13 protein-coding genes are annotated in these 18407 nt (G+C 70.6%); 7 read left to right on the top strand and 6 right to left on the bottom strand.

Going from position 1 to position 18407, the window contains the following annotated elements; translation table 11 throughout:
- The first annotated feature begins 177 nt into the window (after nt 1-177).
- The 3 genes from CFB81_RS22790 (at nt 178) to CFB81_RS22780 (ending at nt 3912) form a co-directional block, all read left to right on the top strand.
- Nucleotides 178-1809, top strand: a complete 1632-nt coding sequence (locus tag CFB81_RS22790; RefSeq protein WP_179236044.1) for a trypsin-like peptidase domain-containing protein — start codon at nt 178-180, stop codon at nt 1807-1809.
- 228 nt (nt 1810-2037) lie between these two features.
- Nucleotides 2038-3246 carry an MFS transporter gene (locus CFB81_RS22785; protein ID WP_089436610.1) on the top strand — a complete coding sequence of 403 codons (1209 nt, stop codon included), beginning with the start codon at nt 2038-2040 and terminating at the stop codon, nt 3244-3246.
- A 126-nt stretch (nt 3247-3372) separates the two neighbouring features.
- Nucleotides 3373-3912 (top strand): DUF4303 domain-containing protein, encoded by a 540-nt coding sequence (locus CFB81_RS22780; RefSeq protein ID WP_069617927.1) that lies wholly within the window; start codon nt 3373-3375, stop codon nt 3910-3912.
- Between the two features lie 58 nt (nt 3913-3970).
- Here the strand turns inward: CFB81_RS22780 and CFB81_RS22775 are convergent, their stop codons facing one another.
- The 6 genes from CFB81_RS22775 to cobA all read right to left on the bottom strand — a co-directional run bounded on the left by CFB81_RS22775 (nt 3971) and on the right by cobA (nt 9073).
- Entirely contained in the window at nt 3971-4669 is a 699-nt protein-coding gene (locus tag CFB81_RS22775) for a fumarylacetoacetate hydrolase family protein (protein ID WP_089436609.1), read from the bottom strand.
- A 117-nt stretch (nt 4670-4786) separates the two neighbouring features.
- Nucleotides 4787-5725: an AraC family transcriptional regulator gene (locus tag CFB81_RS22770; protein ID WP_089436608.1), complete on the bottom strand. Its 939-nt coding sequence runs from the start codon at nt 5723-5725 to the stop codon at nt 4787-4789.
- A gap of 90 nt (nt 5726-5815) precedes the next feature.
- The gene (locus CFB81_RS22765) at nt 5816-6415 is read right to left on the bottom strand and encodes a uracil-DNA glycosylase family protein (RefSeq protein ID WP_089436607.1); all 600 of its coding nucleotides are present in this window, start codon (nt 6413-6415) and stop codon (nt 5816-5818) included.
- A 124-nt stretch (nt 6416-6539) separates the two neighbouring features.
- Entirely contained in the window at nt 6540-7592 is a 1053-nt protein-coding gene (locus tag CFB81_RS22760; RefSeq protein WP_089436606.1) for a CmpA/NrtA family ABC transporter substrate-binding protein, read from the bottom strand.
- 5 nt (nt 7593-7597) lie between these two features.
- Complete coding sequence (locus CFB81_RS22755) at nt 7598-8191, bottom strand: ANTAR domain-containing response regulator (RefSeq protein ID WP_069617922.1); 594 nt, start codon at nt 8189-8191, stop codon at nt 7598-7600.
- A gap of 120 nt (nt 8192-8311) precedes the next feature.
- Entirely contained in the window at nt 8312-9073 is a 762-nt protein-coding gene (gene cobA, locus CFB81_RS22750; protein ID WP_089436605.1) for a uroporphyrinogen-III C-methyltransferase, read from the bottom strand.
- 654 nt (nt 9074-9727) lie between these two features.
- Between cobA and CFB81_RS22740 the strand changes: the two genes are divergently transcribed.
- From CFB81_RS22740 to CFB81_RS22725, 4 genes are read left to right on the top strand one after another with little or no spacing between them, the layout of a single operon-like run.
- Complete coding sequence (locus CFB81_RS22740) at nt 9728-11053, top strand: MFS transporter (RefSeq protein WP_089436604.1); 1326 nt, start codon at nt 9728-9730, stop codon at nt 11051-11053.
- Between the two features lie 21 nt (nt 11054-11074).
- On the top strand, nt 11075-13648 hold the full coding sequence (gene nirB, locus CFB81_RS22735; RefSeq protein WP_089436603.1) for a nitrite reductase large subunit NirB: 2574 nt from the start codon (nt 11075-11077) through the stop codon (nt 13646-13648).
- Nucleotides 13649-13685: 37 nt separating this feature from the next.
- Nucleotides 13686-14033, top strand: a complete 348-nt coding sequence (gene nirD, locus CFB81_RS22730) for a nitrite reductase small subunit NirD (protein WP_069617918.1) — start codon at nt 13686-13688, stop codon at nt 14031-14033.
- Nucleotides 14034-14049: 16 nt separating this feature from the next.
- A complete protein-coding gene (locus CFB81_RS22725) occupies nt 14050-18237 on the top strand; it encodes a bifunctional nitrate reductase/sulfite reductase flavoprotein subunit alpha (RefSeq protein WP_089436602.1) in 4188 nt (1395 codons plus the stop codon).
- Nucleotides 18238-18407: the final 170 nt, after the last annotated feature.

Genomic DNA, 18407 nt, shown 5'->3' with positions numbered 1-18407 from the left:
TTTGTTCGAAACGAACGCCGTCGCGGCTCTGCCGCCACGGCGCCTCCCGGCATACGGGTTTCGATTCGTATGTTCCAACCGGCGCGTGCGCTATAAATGGTTGGGTGTACCGGTGCTTGTCGGGCGCCTGCGCGTCGCGCGCAGGGGAGCGTCGCGGCTGCCGGGGGAGGTGGCGCCGTGGTTTGCCAGACGCTTGCTCGCGCCGTGCTTCGCACCGCGTTGATCGGGGGCGTGTTTGCCGGATGTTTGCCGCCGCCCGCCGCCGTTGCCGGTACCCTCGCGCCGCACGCCGCACCGCCGGCGATGAAGGCGCGGCCGCCTGCCGCGCCTTACGCGATGCCGGTCGACTTCCCGGCGATCGTCGAGCGCTACGGCCCGGCGGTCGTGACCATCCTGGCCGCCACGCCCGATCCGCAAACCGGCGGGCCGGCCTTTGCCGCCCTCGATCCCGACGATCCGCTTGCCGCGTTCTTCCGGCACGGCGCGGCGTCGCCTGCACAAGCGGCGCAGACGCCGGCGCCCGATACGCCGCCGCGGGCGGTGTCCGGCAGTGGCTCGGGTTTCATCGTCAGCGCCGACGGCCTGATTCTCACGTCCGCCCATGTGGTCGACGAGGCGACCGACGTGACGGTGCGGCTCACCGACCGCCGCGAATTCAAGGGGACGGTGCTGGCCGTCGATCCGCAAAGCGATGTCGCCGTGCTGCGCGTCGACGCGACGAAGCTGCCGTTCGTGCGCGTCGGCGATTCGTCGAAAGTCCGCGCGGGCGAACCGGTGATGACGATCGGCGCGCCGGACGGATCGGGCAACACGGTCACGGCCGGCATCGTCAGCGCGACGTCGCGCCGCTTGGCGGACGGCAGCGCGTTTCCGTTCTTCGAGACCGACATCGCACCGAACCCCGACAACTCGGGCGGCCCCGTGTTCAATCGCGCAGGCGACGTGATCGGCATCGCGGTACAGGTCTATACGGGCACCGATCGCTACGCCAGCACGACGTTCGCCATTCCGATCGCATTCGCGGCAAGGATGCGCGCCCAGTTGCGCGCGCAACAGCAGGCGCAGATGCAGACGCAACAGCAGACTCAGGCGCTCGCGCCGGGCGCGCCGTCGGGCAATGCGTTCGGCGCGGAGGTGCAGGACGTCGGTGTCGGGCTGGCCGCGGCGTTCGGGCTGCCGCGCCCGGCAGGCGCGCTCGTCAATGGCGTCGCGCCCGGCTCGCCGGCCGCCGTGGCCGGCCTGAAGCCCGGCGACGTGATCGTGAAGATGGGCGACAAGACCATCGGTCGCTCGGCGGAACTGGACGATCTGGCCGCCGCGCTGCCGCCCGGCGCGAAGGCGCCGCTGCGCGTGATCCGCAACCGTGCGCCGATGAAGCTGACGATCGTCGGTGCCGACGACGCGGGCGGGAGCGCGGCCGCAACGGTCGGCTCGGCCGCGCCGAAGGCCGCTGGACGGCCGGGGCTGGGGCGGGCCGCCGGCGAGCCCGGCGAGCCCGGCGACACCGGTGGCAGCGGTGACCGCGGTGACCGCGGTGACCGCGGTGACCGCCTCGGCCTGACGATGCACGCGCTGAGCGACGCCGAGCGCCGGTCGACGGGGCTCGCGGTCGGGATGATGGTGGATGCGGTGCACGGCCCGGCCGCGCGCGCAGGCATCCTGCCCGGCGATGTCGTGCTGGAACTCAACGACACGCTGCTCGAGACGCCGGACGACGTGCAGACGCTTGAAGCGAGCGGCGGCAGCGTGATCGCCGTGCTGATCCAGCGCAACAACGCGCGGAAGTTCGTCTCGGTGCGCGTGCGGTAGGGCGTTGACGCGGCTGCTGGCGTCCGCCTAACATCGTCCGATATCGCTGGCGGTCCGCCACGCATTCAGGAGCCATTCGGCATGAAAACGGCTTGCTTCATCGTAGTCATTCATAGGCGCAGGGTCCGGTAGCGGCACCGCGCCGGCACCCATGCGCCCCCGACTCGTTCGGGGGCTTTTTTTTGTGTTGCGCACGGCCGTGCGGCCCGTGCGCGGGAGGGCATTCGCTTGTCATCGAACCTGTCGACCGCTTCCGACCCGGCGTCGCCGCGGCATGCAACGTTGATTGTGCTGTGCGCGTTGTCGGTCCTGCCGCTGAGCCTGTTCCTGCCGTCGCTGCCGGCGATCGTGCGCGACCTGCGCACCGACTATGCGCTCGTCGCGCTGTCGCTCGGCGGTTATGCGGCGGTGGCCGCGTCGCTCGAATGCGTGACGGGGCCGCTGTCCGACCGGTTCGGGCGGCGGCCGATCGTGCTGACGAGCGTCGCGATATTCGCGCTCGGTTCGCTCGGCTGCGCGGTGGCGACCGATATTCGCGTGTTTCTCGGCTGCCGGCTGATGCAGGCGGCGATCACGTCGGTCTATCCGGTGTCGATGGCGGCGATCCGCGATACCGGCGGCGGTGCGCGCGCGGCGAGCCGGATCGGCTATGCGGCGATGGCCGCCGCGTTCGCGCCGATGCTCGGCCCGACGCTCGGCGGCGTGCTCGAGCAGACAGTCGGGTGGCGCGCAAGCTTCTGGTTGCTGGCCGCAGTCGGCATCGCGCTGTTCGCCTGGTGCGCGCTCGATCTCGTCGAAACCCATATACGCCGGCCGTCGAGCTTCGCGCAGCAGCTTCGAGCGTATCCGGCGCTGCTGCATGCGCGCCGTTTCTGGGCCTATGCGCTGTGCATGGCGTTTTCGACGGGCGCGTTCTATGCGTTCCTGGCCGGCGCGCCGCTCGCCGCGAAAACGCTGTTCGGCATCGCGCCGGCGGAGATCGGCTTCTACATGGGGACGATCACGGCCGGCTTCGTGTGCGGCAGCTTGCTGGCCGCGCGGGCCGCGCACCGCTACGCGCTGGCCACGACGATTCTGTGCGGGCGGGTCGTGGCGTGTGCGGGTCCGCTGATCGGCCTCGCACTCGCGTTCGGCGGCGCGACGCACGCGCTCGCGTGGTTCGGGCCGTGCGTGCTGGTCGGCATCGGCAACGGGCTGAGCACTCCCGGCGCCCATGCGGGCGCGGTGTCGGTGCGCCCGGAGCTGGCAGGCAGCGCGTCGGGGCTGGCCGGCGCGATGACGATCGGCGGCGGCGCCGCGCTGGCGTCGCTGACAGGCGCGCTGCTGACCCCGCGCAACGCAGGCTACCTGCCGCTCGCGATGATGCTGCTGTCGGCGGCGATCGCGCTGGCGGCCGCCGTGTGCGTGCGGGCGTTCGACGGGCAGGACGCCGGGTGAGCGCGGGTGCGCCCCGGTACCGGCGCGCAGCCGAATGACGGACAATCCGCCGCATGCCGGGAGACAACGCATGATCCGCGCGCCGCGCGTCCCGGCGAGCGCGAAGGGCGACTGGACGAGGATGCGATGAGCGACTTTTCTGATTTCCAGCGGGACATTGCCGACGCCGCGAGGGCGACCTTCAGGGCGCTGCGGGCGTTGCACCCGGACGAGCATTTCTATGCGTTTGCGTTGTACACCGACAGCGGCGCGATGACGGTGGTGCCGGCCGCCAATTCGGTCGAAGGGCTGCGCCGGATCCGCGCGCAACAGGCGGTGGCGGACGACGATCCGTGGTTCGTGTGGGGCGTGTCCGAGTGGGCGTATGCGGCGGCCGAGGCGTCGCCGTTCAACGCGATCTGCGGCAGGCTGGCCGACGAAGTGCTGAGCCCGCAGTTCGTCCGGTCGCGATTCGCGGAATTTTCCCGGCAACTGCACGCCGACATGATCGCGGCATTGCGGCTACTCGATCGCGACGGCGTGTTCGGCACGGGCGACGACAGGGCGGCCATCACGCTGTTCGTGTCGATCAGCGACGACGACGCGGCCGAGGCGCTGGAAAACGCGTCGGCGAAAGCGCTGAATCCGCCGGCCGTCGCCGACGCGTTCCTGCGCCGCTACGACTGACCGGCATCGGAATCCCGCGCGCCGCCCGGCCCGGCGGGCGGCCGCCCTGCACACTGCGTTACGGCTTCGCGCCGACCACGAATTCGAACGTCGCGATGCCGTCGACGCCGCCCGTCACGCGATCGCCAGGCTGCAGCGCGCCGACGCCGGCGGGCGTGCCGGTGAAGATCAGGTCGCCGGCCTTCAGCTCGACCGAGCGCGACACGTACGCGATGACGTCGGGCACGGCCCAGATCATGTCGGCGAGGTCGCCTTGCTGGCGCGTGTCGCCGTTGACCGCGAGCCAGATGCGGCCGGTCGCCGGGTGGCCGGTGGCCGTCGCCGCGCGCAGCGCGGTCACCGGGCCCGATGCGTCGAAACCTTTCGCCCAGTCCCACGGCCGGCTCAGCTTCTTCGCTTCGGCCTGCAGGTCGCGGCGTGTGAGGTCGACGCCGACGCCGTAGCCCCACACGTGCGACAGCGCGTCGGCCGGGTCGATCGACCGGCCGTCCTTGCCGATCGCGACCACCAGCTCGATTTCATGATGGAGATCGTTCGTCAGCGGCGGATAGGCGACCGTGCCGCTGGCCGGGACGATCGCGTCGGCCGGCTTCGTGAAGAAGAACGGCGGTTCGCGGTCGGGGTCGGCGCCCATTTCGCGGGCGTGGTCGGCGTAGTTGCGGCCGACGCAGAATACGCGGCGCACCGGAAAGCGCGCGGACGACTGTTCGACTTCGACGGAAGGACGCTCGGCGGCGTCGATGACATAGGCGGACATCGGATTGGCCTCGTTCGGTAGGAAGACGGATGGCCGGCGCGCCGGCCGGCATGCGTGCAACGATACCCGACGCGCGCGCGCGCGGATGCGACGCAACTGCGTTTTACCGGGACAAAACTACGCGTCGGCGGGTTGCGCGTCGTCGGCGGCGGGCAGCGCGGCGTTTGCGTCGCGGTACGCCTTCGGCGACACGCCGACCCGCGCGCGGAAGCGCCGCGCGAAATACCCTTCGTCGCGGAAGCCGACCGAGCGAGCGATGTCCGCGATGCGCCGGCTGGTATGGGCCAGCAGCGACTGCGCGAGCGCGATCCGGCGCTCGGTGACGAGATCGGTGAAGGTGCTGCCGGTTTCCTTGCGCACCAGGTGCGCGAGGTAGTTCGGGGAGAGAAACGCGGCTTCGGCGGTCGCGGCGAGCGTCAGGTCCTCGCGGGTCAGGTTCGCGCGGACGTGGCGCAGCACGCGGGCCAGTGCGTCGCGCCGGCCGGCGCGCTGGGCGCCGCGCTGCGCGAGCTTGTCGAGCGCGCCCGCGTACTGGGTGCAGACGAGCCCGATCAGCTGGAGCAGGTAGCCGCGCAGCAACGTGGTCGAGCCGAACGTGCGCGCGCGATCGGCGTCGAGCATGCACAGTGCGAGGCGGCGCGCTTCGTCGTACGTATCGCCGGTCAGGATGAAATCGAGGTGCTCCTGGAAGCGGAACGGCGTCAGTTCGGGGAAGCGGTGCGCGGGCACGTCCTCGAGATCGAGCGGATCGACGTCGAGATCGGCGCGCAGGAACGCCTGGCTGAAGTTGACCACGACGAAATGCGCGCCTTCCGGATGCGGAATCAGGTGCTCGCGGTGCGGCAGCACGAACGCGAGCGCGCCGCGCGGAAACGGCCGCGTGACGCCGCCGATGCGCTGCTCGGTGTCGCCGCCGAGGTTGAACTGGATCTGGAAATACGCGTGCCGGTGCGGCTCGGTGATCGCCTGGCGCGACGCCTGGTCGCGGATGTAGAAATCGAGCCGGTCGCTGCGTTCGGGCATCCCGTACAGGCGCGGCGGGGCGGTGGAGGGCATGAAGGATTGTGCTGTTCGTGACGCGGTTGAGCCGCGATGGTACAGCGAACCGGGCGCGACGGGGACGGGCGCGGCCCCGCGCCTGCGCGGTCAGCCTGTCGCGAGCGGCGCGACCCGGCGCCGCAGCTCGGGCACGACCTCGGCGCCGAACCACGGATGGCGCTTGAACCATGCCTGGTTGCGCGGCGACGGATGCGGCAGCGGCAGGATCGCGGGACCGTAGTCGCGCCACGCCTGCACGGTGTCGGTCAGCGTCGCCTTGCGCGTGTCGCGCAGGAAATGCCGCTGCGCGTACTGGCCGATCAGCAGCGTGAGCCGGATCGACGGCAGTTCGGCCAGCAGCCGGTCGAGCCACAGCGGCGCGCATTCGGGACGCGGCGGGTTGTCGCCGCTCGCGCCGCGGCCCGGGTAGCAGAAACCCATCGGCACGATCGCGAAGCGCGTGTCGTCGTAGAAGGTCTCGGCGTCGACGCCGAGCCAGTCGCGCAGCCGCTTGCCGCTCGCGTCGTCCCACGGGATGCCGCTCGCGTGGACGCGCGCGCCCGGCGCCTGGCCGACGATCAGGATGCGTGCGTGGCGATGCGCACGCACGACCGGGCGCGGGCCGAGCGGCAGGTCGGCTTCGCATGCACGGCACGCGCGGATTTCGGTGAGCAGCACGTCGAGCGGCGTGCGTGTTTGTTTCGGCATGGATACGGAGCGGGGATGGGGTCGCAACGCGGTGCCGCATGCGCGGCACGGGCGGCCGGCGGTCAGCGGCCGGGCCGCCTGCGTGGCGCCGGCTGCATTGCGCGGTGCGCGCTACGGCCACGCGTTATGCCCGCGACAGACCCGCTGCGCCGCCTTCGGCGACCGCGGCATCATACAACGCGGTCTGCGCGATCGCCGCGGCGATGCCCGCGTCGTCGTGCGAACCGTCGAGCATGCCCCAGCGCCGGTATTGCGACAGGAACCACTGGCCCTCGCGCGGGTCGGGCCGGTTCACCGCGCCGCCGTCGTGAAAGCGGATCGGCAGGGGCGGCGTCGCGAACGGCCCCGCGCCGTAGTCGCCGAGCAGGCGCGGCGCGATCAGGCGGGCCGGCACGCCGAGCGCGTCGGGCGACGCGAGCCAGTCGGCCGCCTCGCGGCGGTGCGCGGCGCTGTCGAGCCACGCGCACGCGTCGACGAGCGTGCGGACCAGCGCACGAGCGGTGGCCGGATACAGCGAGACGAAATCGCGTCGGCTCGCGAGCACCTTCTCCGGGTGATCGGGCCAGATCTCGCTCGTGACGGCGACGGTGCGGCCCGCGCCGCACGCTTCGGCCACCGCGTGCCACGGCTCGCCCGCGCAGAAGCCGTCGAGCTCGCCGCCCGCGAGCGCCGCGACCATCTCGGGCGGTGGAATCACGACGCTGCGCACGTCGCGCAGCGGATCGATGCCGTGCGACGCGAGCCACGCGTTCAGCCACATCGCGTGCGTGCCGGTCGGGAAGGTCTGGGCGAGCAGCGGCTTGCGGCCGAGCGTCGCGAACGCGGCGCGCACGTTGCCGGTTTCGCGGTAAGCGTCGGCGAGGCCGCGCGAGAACGTGATCGCCTGGCCGTTGCGGTTCAGCACCATCAGCGCGGCCATGTCGGCCTGCGGGCCGCCGATGCCGAGCTGCAGCCCGCAGACGAGCCCGTACAGCGCATGCGCGGCGTCGAGCTCGCCGCTGAGCAGCTTGTCGCGCACGGCCGCCCACGACGGCTGGCGGCTCAATTCGAGCGTGAGGCCATGACGCGCGCCGAGGTTCAGGCGCTGCGCGACGATCAGCGGGGTCGCGTCGCTGAGCGCGACGAACCCGAGGCGAAGATGCGCGCGTTCCGGCGCGGCGGGGAGAGAGGTATTCATGGCACTCATGACTGGGGTGACGCGTCGAGCAATTGTCGCGCGATGTCGACGATGCGCAGGCCCTGATCCATCGCGCGCTTGCGCAGCGCCGCATAGGCGTCGTGTTCGGACAGCTTGCGCTGGTCCATCAGCACGCGTTTGGCGCGATCGATCAGCTTGCGTTCCTCGAGTTCGCGCTCGACGTCGGCCAGCCGGCGACGCAGCGCATCGTCGTGCGAGAAACGCGCGAGCGCGACTTCGAGAATCGGCGCGAGGCGCTCGGCCGACAACCCTTCGACGAGATACGCGCTGACGCCCGCGCCGACTGCCGCGCGGATCAGTTCCTGGTCGGCGTCGTGGCTGAACATCAGCACGGGGCGAGGCGCGGTCGCATGCATGACCGCGAGCTGCTCGAGCGTGTCGCGCGACGGCGAATCGGTATCGATGATCACGACGTCGGGGCGTTGCTCCTCGACGGCCGCCGGCAGGCGCGCGGGCGTCGCGACGTCGTTCAGCATCTCGTAGCCGAGGCGCGCGAGCGCGTCGCCGAGCTCGCCGATCGGCTTGTCGGTATCGGTGACGAGCAGCACGCGCAGGCGGACGGGGGCGGACGAACTCATGAGGCGGGCCACCGGGGCAGGGACGTATCGGTGCAACCGGCGAACGATGCATGCAGGCTGCGCGCGCGGCCGGGGCGGACGGAGACGGAGAGCGGCTGAAGCCGCGCGATGCCGCGCATGTCAGGCGGCCCGCGCCAGCGTCGCGTCGGTCGTTGCGTCCGCGTCCTGCGCGGCCGCTTCGCCGATCGCGCCGCCGACGAGGATCACGGCCGGACTGCCGAGCCGCGCGGCTTCGATGCCGCGCGCGAGCGTGCCGAGCGTGCCGGTCCAGCGGCGCTCGTCGGGCGTGCCGGCCCATTGCACGGCCGCCGCCGGCGTCGACGCGGAGAGCGCGGCGAGCAGGCCCGCCGCGATGCGCTCGACGCGGCTCATCCCCATGTAGATCGCGAGCGTGGTGCCGGTCGCCGCAAGCCGTGCCCAGTCGGGTTCGCCATGGTCCTGGCGGTGCGCGGTGACGAACGTGACGCCCTGGCAGTGCTCGCGGTGCGTGAGCGAGATGCCGAGGCTCGCGGCGGCGGCGAATCCCGACGAGATGCCGTTGACGATCTCGACCGGAATCGCGGCCGCGCGCAGTGTCGCGAGTTCTTCGCCGGCGCGCCCGAACAGCAGCGCGTCGCCGCCTTTCACGCGCACCACGTGCGCGCCGCGCAGCGCGTAGCGGCGCATCAGCTTCTCGATGAACGCCTGCGGCGTGGAGCGGCAGCCGCCGCGCTTGCCGACGCGGATCACGCGCGCCTGCGGCGCGAGTTCGACGATGCCGGGCGCGACGAGATCGTCGAGCAGCAGCACGTCGGCGGCGGCCAGTGCCTTGACCGCCTTCAGCGTAAGGAGATCGGGGTCGCCGGGGCCGGCGCCCAGCAGCGTGACTTTACCTGTCGTCATGTCGTGTTCCTGTGCCGCATCGCATTGCTGCGGCGGTCTGATGTCGCGTTGCTGCGCGGCGGCGGCGGGCGGTCGAAACGCACGGGCATCCGGCCGTGCCGCGCACGGGGGGACGCCGTTGTCCTGTCGGGCCCGCCGTAAAGGGCGAGCAAGGTTCTGCGGAGACTGCCCACCGGCGCCGTTGCCGGTGTAATGAAACGTTCAGCAATATCCGGGCCAAGCGGCGCAACGATGCGGCCGTCGCGCGGCGCACCGTGCGACGGCCGCGAGCGTGCATGTGCTCGCCATGCGCGAGCACTCGCCATGCCGCGTCGGCGTGCATCGTGCGCCGCCCGTGCGCACCGCGATGTCGCACGGCGACAGTGCTGCAGCGCACCACATCTGTGCCTCGATGCATCGCGACGGAGAGCGCGCCGCGCATCGCGGTGACGCGCCCGATGCCCGATGCGCCTTGTGCGGTGGGGCTCGCGGCGTGATTGACGCCGACATGGCACGTCGCTTGCGTTAGCTCGTTCGGACGGGTCAATGGCGATCCGTCCGCAGTACCGAATACCGAAGCGCCCGGCAACGGGCTTCATGGGCAACGGCGTCCTACGCATCGGGTCTCGACGAGACCGGGTGCGCAGGACGCCGTTTTTCGTTTGGGCGGACGACATGACCGACAAAGCTACCCGTATCGATCTCTTCAGCCTCCGCACCGCGTCGATGCGCGCGTTCCATCTGACGTGGATGGCGTTCTTCGTATGCTTCTTCGCGTGGTTCGCGTGCGCGCCGCTGATGCCGCTGATCGCGCGCGAATTCCATCTCACGGCGGCGCAAGTCGCGAACATCAACATCGCCGCGGTGGCCGCGACGATCGCCGTGCGGCTGCTGGTCGGCCCGCTGTGCGACCGCTTCGGCCCACGCCGCGTGTATGCCGGGCTGCTGCTGCTCGGCGCGATCCCCGTGTTCGCCGTGTCGTTCACGCACGATTACCTGTGGTTCCTGATCTGCCGGCTCGGCATCGGCGCGATCGGCGCGGGCTTCGTGATCACGCAGTACCACACGTCGGTGATGTTCGCGCCGAACGTGGTCGGCACCGCGAACGCGACGACGGCCGGCTGGGGCAATGCCGGCGCGGGCGCGACGCAGGCGCTGATGCCGCTGCTCGTCGCCGCGGGCCTGATGCTCGGCTTCGGCGAGGATTCGTCGTGGCGCATCGCGCTGGTCGTGCCGGGCGTGGCGATGCTCGTGATGGCGTGGGCGTACTGGCGCTTCACGCAGGACTGCCCGCAAGGCGATTTCGTCGTGCTGCGCAGGCAGGGCGTGACGGTCGACAGTGGCAAGAAGGGCGGCTGGGCGAGCTTCTTCGCGGCCTGCGGCAACTACCGCGTGTGGATGCTGTTCGTCACGTACGGCGCGTGCTTCGGCGTCGAGGTGTTCATCCACAACATCGCCGCGCTGTACTACGTCGATCACTTCAAGCTGTCGCTGAAGGACGCCGGTTTCGCGGTCGGGATGTTCGGTCTGCTCGCGCTGTTCGCCCGCGCGCTCGGCGGCTGGCTGTCCGACAAGATCGCCGCGCGGCGCAGCCTCGACGTGCGCGCGACGCTGCTGTGCGCGCTGATCATCGGCGAAGGGCTCGGGCTGATCTGGTTCTCGCATGCGCAAGGCGTCGGCATCGCCCTCGTCGCGATGCTGACCTTCGGCCTCTTCACGCACATGGCGTGCGGCGCGACGTATGCGCTGGTGCCGTTCATCGACCGGAAGGCGCTCGGCGGCGTCGCGGGGATCGTCGGCGCGGGCGGCAACGTCGGCGCGGTCGCCGCGGCTTTCCTGCTGAAGGGTGTCGGCGACGTGCAGCACACGCTGAGCCTGCTCGGCCTTGCCGTGACCGCAACCGCGTTGTGCGCGATGGCCGTGCGCTTCAGCGAAGAACACAAGGCGCGCGAAGCCGAGCTGCGCGATCGCGCGCTGGCCGCCGCCGGCGCCGCGAACTGATCGACCGAAGGAACCGTCATCATGAAACTCATCGTCATCGGCCACGGCATGGTCGGCCACAAGCTCCTCGAATGCGTCGCGGCGCAAGCCGGTGCGGCGGGCGCGCTGCAGGTCACGGTGCTCGGCGAGGAGCCGCGCCCGGCCTACGATCGCGTGCATCTGTCGGAATTCTTCGCCGGCAAGTCGGCGGACGACCTGTCGCTCGTCGAACCCGGCTTCTTCGAGCGTCATCCGCGGTTCGACCTGCGACTGAACGCGCCGGTCGCATCGATCGACCGCGCCGCGCGTACGGTCACGCTCGCGTCGGGCGAAACACTCGCGTACGACAAGCTGGTGCTCGCGACCGGCTCGCGCCCGTTCGTGCCGCCGGTGCCGGGCCGCGACCGCGCCGGCTGCTTCGTGTACCGGACGATCGAGGATCTCGAAGCGATGCAGGCGTGCGGCGCGCACGCGAAGCGCGGCGTCGTGATCGGCGGCGGGCTGCTCGGCCTCGAATGCGCGAAGGCGCTGCGCGACATGGGGCTCGACACCCACGTGGTCGAATTTGCGCCGCGCCTGATGGCCGTGCAGGTCGACGACGGCGGCGGCCGGATGCTGCGCGCGAAGATCGAGGCGCTCGGCGTGACCGTGCATACCGGCAAGAACACGCTCGAGATCGTCGACGGCGACGAAGGCGCGCACCGGATGGCGTTCGCCGACGGCTCGCATCTCGACGCCGACATGATCGTCTTCTCGGCCGGCATCCGGCCCCGGGACGAACTGGCCCGCGCGTGCGGGCTCGAGATCGGCCCGCGCGGCGGCGTCGCGATCGACGGCGCGTGCCGCACGAGCGACGCCGACATCTACGCGATCGGCGAATGCGCGGCCTGGAACGGCATGGTGTACGGCCTCGTCGCGCCCGGCTACGAGATGGCGCGCGTGGTCGCGAAGCAGCTTGCGGGCGACGCGGACGAAGCGGCGGACGCCGCGTTCGCCGGCGCCGACATGAGCACCAAGCTGAAGCTGATGGGCGTCGACGTCGCGAGCATCGGCGACGCGCACGGCACGACGGCCGGCAGCCGCACCTACCAGTACGCGGACGAGCGCCGCCAGGTCTACAAGAAGCTGGTGGTGTCCGACTGCGGCAAGTTCCTGCACGGCGCGGTGATGGTCGGCGATGCGGCCGAATACGGCACGCTGTTGCAGATGATGCTGAACCGCATCGAGCTGCCCGAGTCGCCGGAATTCCTGATCCTGCCGTCGTCGGACGGCGCGGCGAAGCCGGCGATCGGCGTCGACGCGCTGCCGGATGGCGCGCAGATCTGCTCGTGCAACAACGTGTCGAAGTCGCAGATCTGCGCGGCCGTGGCCGACGGCGCGACGAGCCTGGGCGCGCTGAAGACGTGCACGGGCGCCGGCACGTCGTGCGGCGGCTGCGTGCCGCTCGTCACGCAGATCATGAAGGCCGAGATGAAGAAGCAGGGCCTCGCGGTCAACAACCATCTGTGCGAGCACTTCCCGTATTCGCGCCAGGAGCTGTTCCACCTGATCCGCGTCGAGCGCATCACGACGTTCGACGCACTGCTGCACAAGCACGGCCGCGGGCTCGGCTGCGACGTGTGCAAGCCGGCCGTCGCGGGCATCCTCGCGTCGTGCTTCAACGAATTCGTGCTGAAGAAGGAGCACGCGGGCCTGCAGGATTCGAACGACTACTACCTCGCGAACATCCAGCGCGACGGCACGTATTCGGTCGTGCCGCGCATGCCGGGCGGCGAAGTCACGCCGGAAGGGCTGATCGCGGTCGGCCAGGTCGCGAAAAAATACGGCCTGTACACGAAGATCACCGGCGGCCAGCGCGTCGACCTGTTCGGCGCGCGCGTCGAGCAGCTGCCGTCGATCTGGGAGGAACTGATCGCGGCCGGCTTCGAATCGGGGCACGCATACGGCAAGGCGCTGCGCACCGTGAAGTCGTGCGTCGGGTCGACGTGGTGTCGCTACGGCGTCGACGATTCCGTCGGCCTCGCGATCGACCTGGAAAATCGCTACAAGGGGCTGCGCGCGCCGCACAAGATCAAGTTCGGCGTGTCCGGCTGCACCCGCGAGTGCGCGGAAGCGCAGGGCAAGGACGTCGGCGTCATCGCGACCGAGAAGGGCTGGAACCTGTACGTGTGCGGCAACGGCGGGATGAAGCCGCGCCACGCGGAACTGCTCGCGTCGGACCTTGATCGCGACACGCTGATCCGCACCATCGACCGCTTCCTGATGTTCTACGTGCGCACGGCCGACCGGCTGCAACGCACCAGCGTGTGGCGCGACAACCTCGAAGGCGGCCTCGATTACCTGATCGACGTCGTCGTGCACGACAAGCTCGGGATTGGGGCCGAGCTCGAAGCCGACATGCAGCACGTGGTCGACACCTACGAGTGCGAATGGAAGCGGGCGGTCACCGATCCGGAAACGCGCAAGCGCTTCCGGCATTTCGTGAACAGCGACGCGCCGGACACGACCATCGCGTTCGTCGAGACGCGCGGCCAGATCCGGCCCGCGACGCCCGCCGAGCGCACGGGCGGCAAGCCCGTGGCGATTCCGGACGTCGCCGAACCCGCGACCGTTTGACCCTGACCGACACCCGCGTCTTTTAAAGGAGCCCGTCATGAACGATCGTCTTCCGCTGTCCTGGACCCGCGTGTGCCCGCTCGACGACATCGTGCCGAACACCGGCGTGTGTGCGCTCGTCAACGGCGAGCAGATCGCGGTGTTTCACGTCGCGCACGCCGAAGAAGGCGGCGTGTTCGCGATCGACAACGTCGATCCCGTGTCGCAGGCCGCCGTGATGTCGCGCGGGCTGATCGGCAGCCTCGGCGAGCGCGTCGTCGTTGCATCGCCGTTGTACAAGCAGCACTTCGACCTGCGCACCGGCGAATGCCTGGAAGCGCCCGAGAAGTCGGTGAGCGCGTATCCGTCGCGGGTCGAGGACGGCTTCGTGTGGGTCGCGGCCTGAGCGCCCCGGAGCACGCATGACCGCCACCCCCGTCAAGAGCGTGTGCCCGTACTGCGGCGTCGGCTGCGGGATGGTGCTGCACGTCGAGGATGGCGAAGTCGTCAAGGTGTCCGGCGACGCCGACCATCCGACCAACTTCGGGCGGCTCTGCACGAAGGGTTCGTCCGCGCACGTCGCGCTGCGCCGTTCGGGGCGGCTCGATCGTGCGTTCGTGCGCCGTGCCCGCGACGAAGACCTCGTGCCGCTGCCGGCGCGCGACGCGATCGCCGAGACCGCGCGGCGGCTGCGCACGGTGCTCGATACGCACGGGCCCGATGCGCTGTCGTTCTACGTGTCGGGGCAGATGTCGATCGAGGCGCAATATCTCGTCAACAAGCTCGCGAAGGGTTTCGTCGGCACCAACAACATCGAGTCGAATTCGCGCCTGTGCATGGCGAGCGCGAGCACCGGCTACAAGCAGTCGCTCGGCGCGGACGGCCCGCCCGGGTCGTACCAGGATTTCGATCGCGCGAACCTGTTCTTCGTGATCGGCGCGAACATGGCCGACTGTCACCCGATCCTGTTCCTGCGGATGATGGATCGCGTGAAGGCCGGCGCGAAGCTGATCGTCGTCGATCCGCGCCGCACCGGCACCGCCGACAAGGCCGACCTGTTTCTGCAGATCCGGCCGGGCACCGATCTCGCGCTGACGAACGGGCTCTTGCACCTGCTGCATGCGAACGGGCGCACCGACACCGCGTTCATCGATACGTACACCGAAGGCTGGGACGCGATGCCCGCGTTCCTCGCCGACTACACGCCGGAGCGCGTCGCCGAAATCACGGGGCTGGCCGAAGCAGATATTCGCACGGCCGCGCAGTGGATCGGCGACGCGCAGGAATGGACGAGCTGCTGGACGATGGGGCTCAACCAGAGCACGCACGGCGTGTGGAACACCAACGCGATCTGCAACCTGCATCTCGCGACCGGCGCGATCTGCCGCCCGGGCAGCGGGCCGTTCTCGCTGACCGGCCAGCCGAACGCGATGGGCGGACGCGAGATGGGCTACATGGGGCCGGGGCTGCCGGGCCAGCGCTCGGTGGCGTCCGACGACGACCGCCGCTTCGTCGAGAACCTGTGGCGCGTGCCGGCCGGCACGCTGCGCAAGGACACCGGCAACGGCACGGTCGACCTGTTCGAACGGATGGCGGCGGGCGACATCAAGGCGTGCTGGATCGTCTGCACGAACCCGGTCGCGACCGTGCCGAACCGGCGCAACGTGATCGCCGGGCTGCAAGCCGCGGAACTCGTGATCGCGCAGGACGCGTTCCTCGACACCGAGACCAACCGCTACGCGGACGTCCTGCTGCCCGGCGCGCTGTGGGCCGAGGGCGACGGCGTGATGATCAATTCCGAGCGCAACATGACGCTGATGCGCGCGGCGGTCGCGCCGCCCGGTGACGCGCTGCCCGACTGGCGCATCATCGCGGAAGTCGCGCGCGCGATGGGTTTCGGCGATGCGTTCGACTATGCGTCGGCGGCCGACGTGTTCGACGAGATCGTCCGCTTCTCGAATCCGGCGACGGGCTACGACCTGCGCGGCGCGAGCCACGCGGCGCTGCGCGACGGGCCCGTGCAGTGGCCGGTCGCGCCGGGCGCCGCGCGCGAGCGGCACCCGATCCGCTACCTGAACGACGGCGTGAGCCAGCCGCTGCGCACGGCAGCCGACGGCAGCGACGCGCCGCGCATCGCGTTCCCGACGCCGTCGGGCAAGGCGCGCTTTTTCGCGCGGCCGCACGTCGATCCGGCCGAGCTGCCCGACGACACGTTTCCGATCGTGCTGAACACCGGGCGGCTGCAGCATCAGTGGCACACGATGACGAAGACGGGCAAGGTCGCGATGCTGAACAAGCTCAACCCGCGCCCGTTCGTCGAACTGCACCCGGACGATGCGGGCGCGCTCGGCATCGCCGTGAAGGACAGCGTCGAGATCCGTTCGGCACGCGGGCGCGCGGTGCTGCCGGCCGTCGTGACGGACCGCGTGCGGCGCGGCAACTGCTTCGCGCCGATGCACTGGAACGACGTGTACGGCGACGACCTGTGCATCAACGCGGTGACGAACGACGCGATCGACGCGGAATCGCAGCAACCCGAACTGAAATACTGCGCGGTCGCGCTGACGCGCGTCGAAGCCGATGCGTTCACGCACGCCGCCGCCGACACCGCGCAACCCGATGCAGGCGCCGACGACGCGCGCCCCGCGCCGGCGAAGGTGCAGGCCGCAGCTTCACAGGAATCCGACATGGCAGACATCGACACTTTCGCGGCCGCGCTCGGCGTCGCCGATTTCGCGCCGCCGCCGCTGACCGACACCGAGCGGCTGTACGTGGCCGGCCTCGTCAGCGGGTTGAAGGCGAGCGCCGGCCGCCGCGAAGGCAGCGTGCCCGTGCTGCCGGCCGGCGCGCCGTTGACGCCGCCCGTGCGGTTCTGGCTCGACGGCATGCTCGCGGGGCTGTTCAGCCGCTCGCTGCCCGCGCACGCCGCGGAGCGTGCCGCGCCCGCGCTGCCGGCCGACGCCGCCACGGCCGGCGGCGTACGCATCGTGCGCCCGCGCCCGAAGGTCACGTTGTTGTGGGCGTCGCAGACCGGCAACATCGAATCGTTGACCGACGATTACGCGACCAAGCTGATGAACGCGGGCTTCGAGATCCGCACCGCGTGCATGTCCGACTATCCGGTCGCGTCGCTGGCCGGTGCGCAATACGTGTTGCTGATGACGAGCACGTTCGGCGACGGCGATGCGCCCGACAACGGCAGCGAGTTCTGGGACGCATTGCAGGCCGGCAGCGCCGCGCGCCTCGACGGCGTGCATTTCGCGGTGCTCGCGTTCGGCGACCGCAACTACGACCAGTTCTGCGGCCACGGCCGCCGGCTCGACGCGCGGCTCGCCGAACTCGGCGCGGCGCGCCTGTGTGCGCGCGTCGATTGCGACGTCGAATTCCAGCACGATGCCGATCAGTGGCTCGAGCGCGTGGTCGCGCGGATCAAGGAGGCCGATGCCGCGCTGCACGCGGTGCCGTCCGGCGGGATGAGCCCGTCGGGGCTGCTGCCGACGAAAGCGCATCCGGCGCCGTCGAAGCTCGTCGCCAACCTGCGGCTGAACCGGCCGGGCGCCGCGAAAGACACGCGCTACGTGTCGCTGTCGACCCAGGGTGCGAACCTCGAATACGAAACCGGCGACGCGCTCGGCGTGTGGCCGACCAACTGCCCGGAGCTGGTCGACGAGCTGCTGTCCGTCACCGCGCTGAAGGCCGATGCGCCCGTGTCGGTGCCGGGCGTCGGCGAGATCCGGCTCGGCGACGCGCTCGCGCGCCACTTCGACATCACGCGCCCGCATCCGGACACGCTGGCCTTCATCGCGTCGCGCAGCGCGAACGGCGCGCTGAAGTCGCTGCTCGGCGACGATCGCAAGGCCGACCTCAAGCAATGGTTGTGGGGGCAACAACTGGCGGACGTGCTGCACGAATACCCGGTCGAGCTGTCGGGCGCGGAGCTGGTCGGCATGCTCAAGCGCATGCAGCCTCGCCTCTATTCGATCGCGTCGAGCCCGAGCGCGCACGCGGGCGAGATTCACCTGACCGTGTCGGCCGTGCGCTATCACAACGGCCGGCGTGCGCGCAAAGGCGTCGCGTCGACGTTCCTCGCCGATCGCGCGGACGACGGCCGCGTGCCCGTGTTCGTGCAGAAGTCCGCGCATTTCCGGCCGCCGGTGAACGGCGACGTGCCGATCGTGATGGTCGGGCCGGGCACCGGCGTCGCGCCGTTCCGCGGCTTCCTGCACGAGCGGCAGGCGCGCGGCGCGCGCGGGCGCAACTGGCTGTTCTTCGGCGAGCAGCATGCGCAGACCGACTTCTACTACGGCGATGAACTGAATGCGATGCGCGACAGCGGCTTCCTGACGCGGCTCGATCTCGCGTTTTCGCGCGACCAGGCCGACAAGGTCTACGTGCAGGACCGGATGCGCGAGCAGGGCGCCGAGCTGTTCGCATGGCTGGAGGAAGGCGCGCACTTCTATGTGTGCGGCGACGCCGCGCGGATGGCGAAGGACGTCGATACGGCGCTGAAGGCGATCGTTGCCCGGCACGGCGGCATGTCGGACGAAGCCGCGAACGACTACGTCGCGCGGCTTTCGAAGGCACGGCGCTACATGCGAGACGTGTATTGAATCGCGCGAGCGGTGGACGGTTGTCCGCCCGGTTCGTTGGCGCGTTGACTGCTGGCGCTCCCGTGCGCGCGCCTGCTCGGCGCGCACGAACGCTCCGGGCGGGAACGCCGGCCGCTCGGGCGCCGAGTCACCGCATCGGCCGCTCGCTGCAGCAATGGATCGGACGGCGC

Source organism: Burkholderia sp. AU28863 (assembly GCF_002223195.1).
GTDB classification, from domain to species: domain Bacteria; phylum Pseudomonadota; class Gammaproteobacteria; order Burkholderiales; family Burkholderiaceae; genus Burkholderia; species Burkholderia sola.
This window is presented reverse-complemented; position numbering and strand designations above follow the sequence as displayed.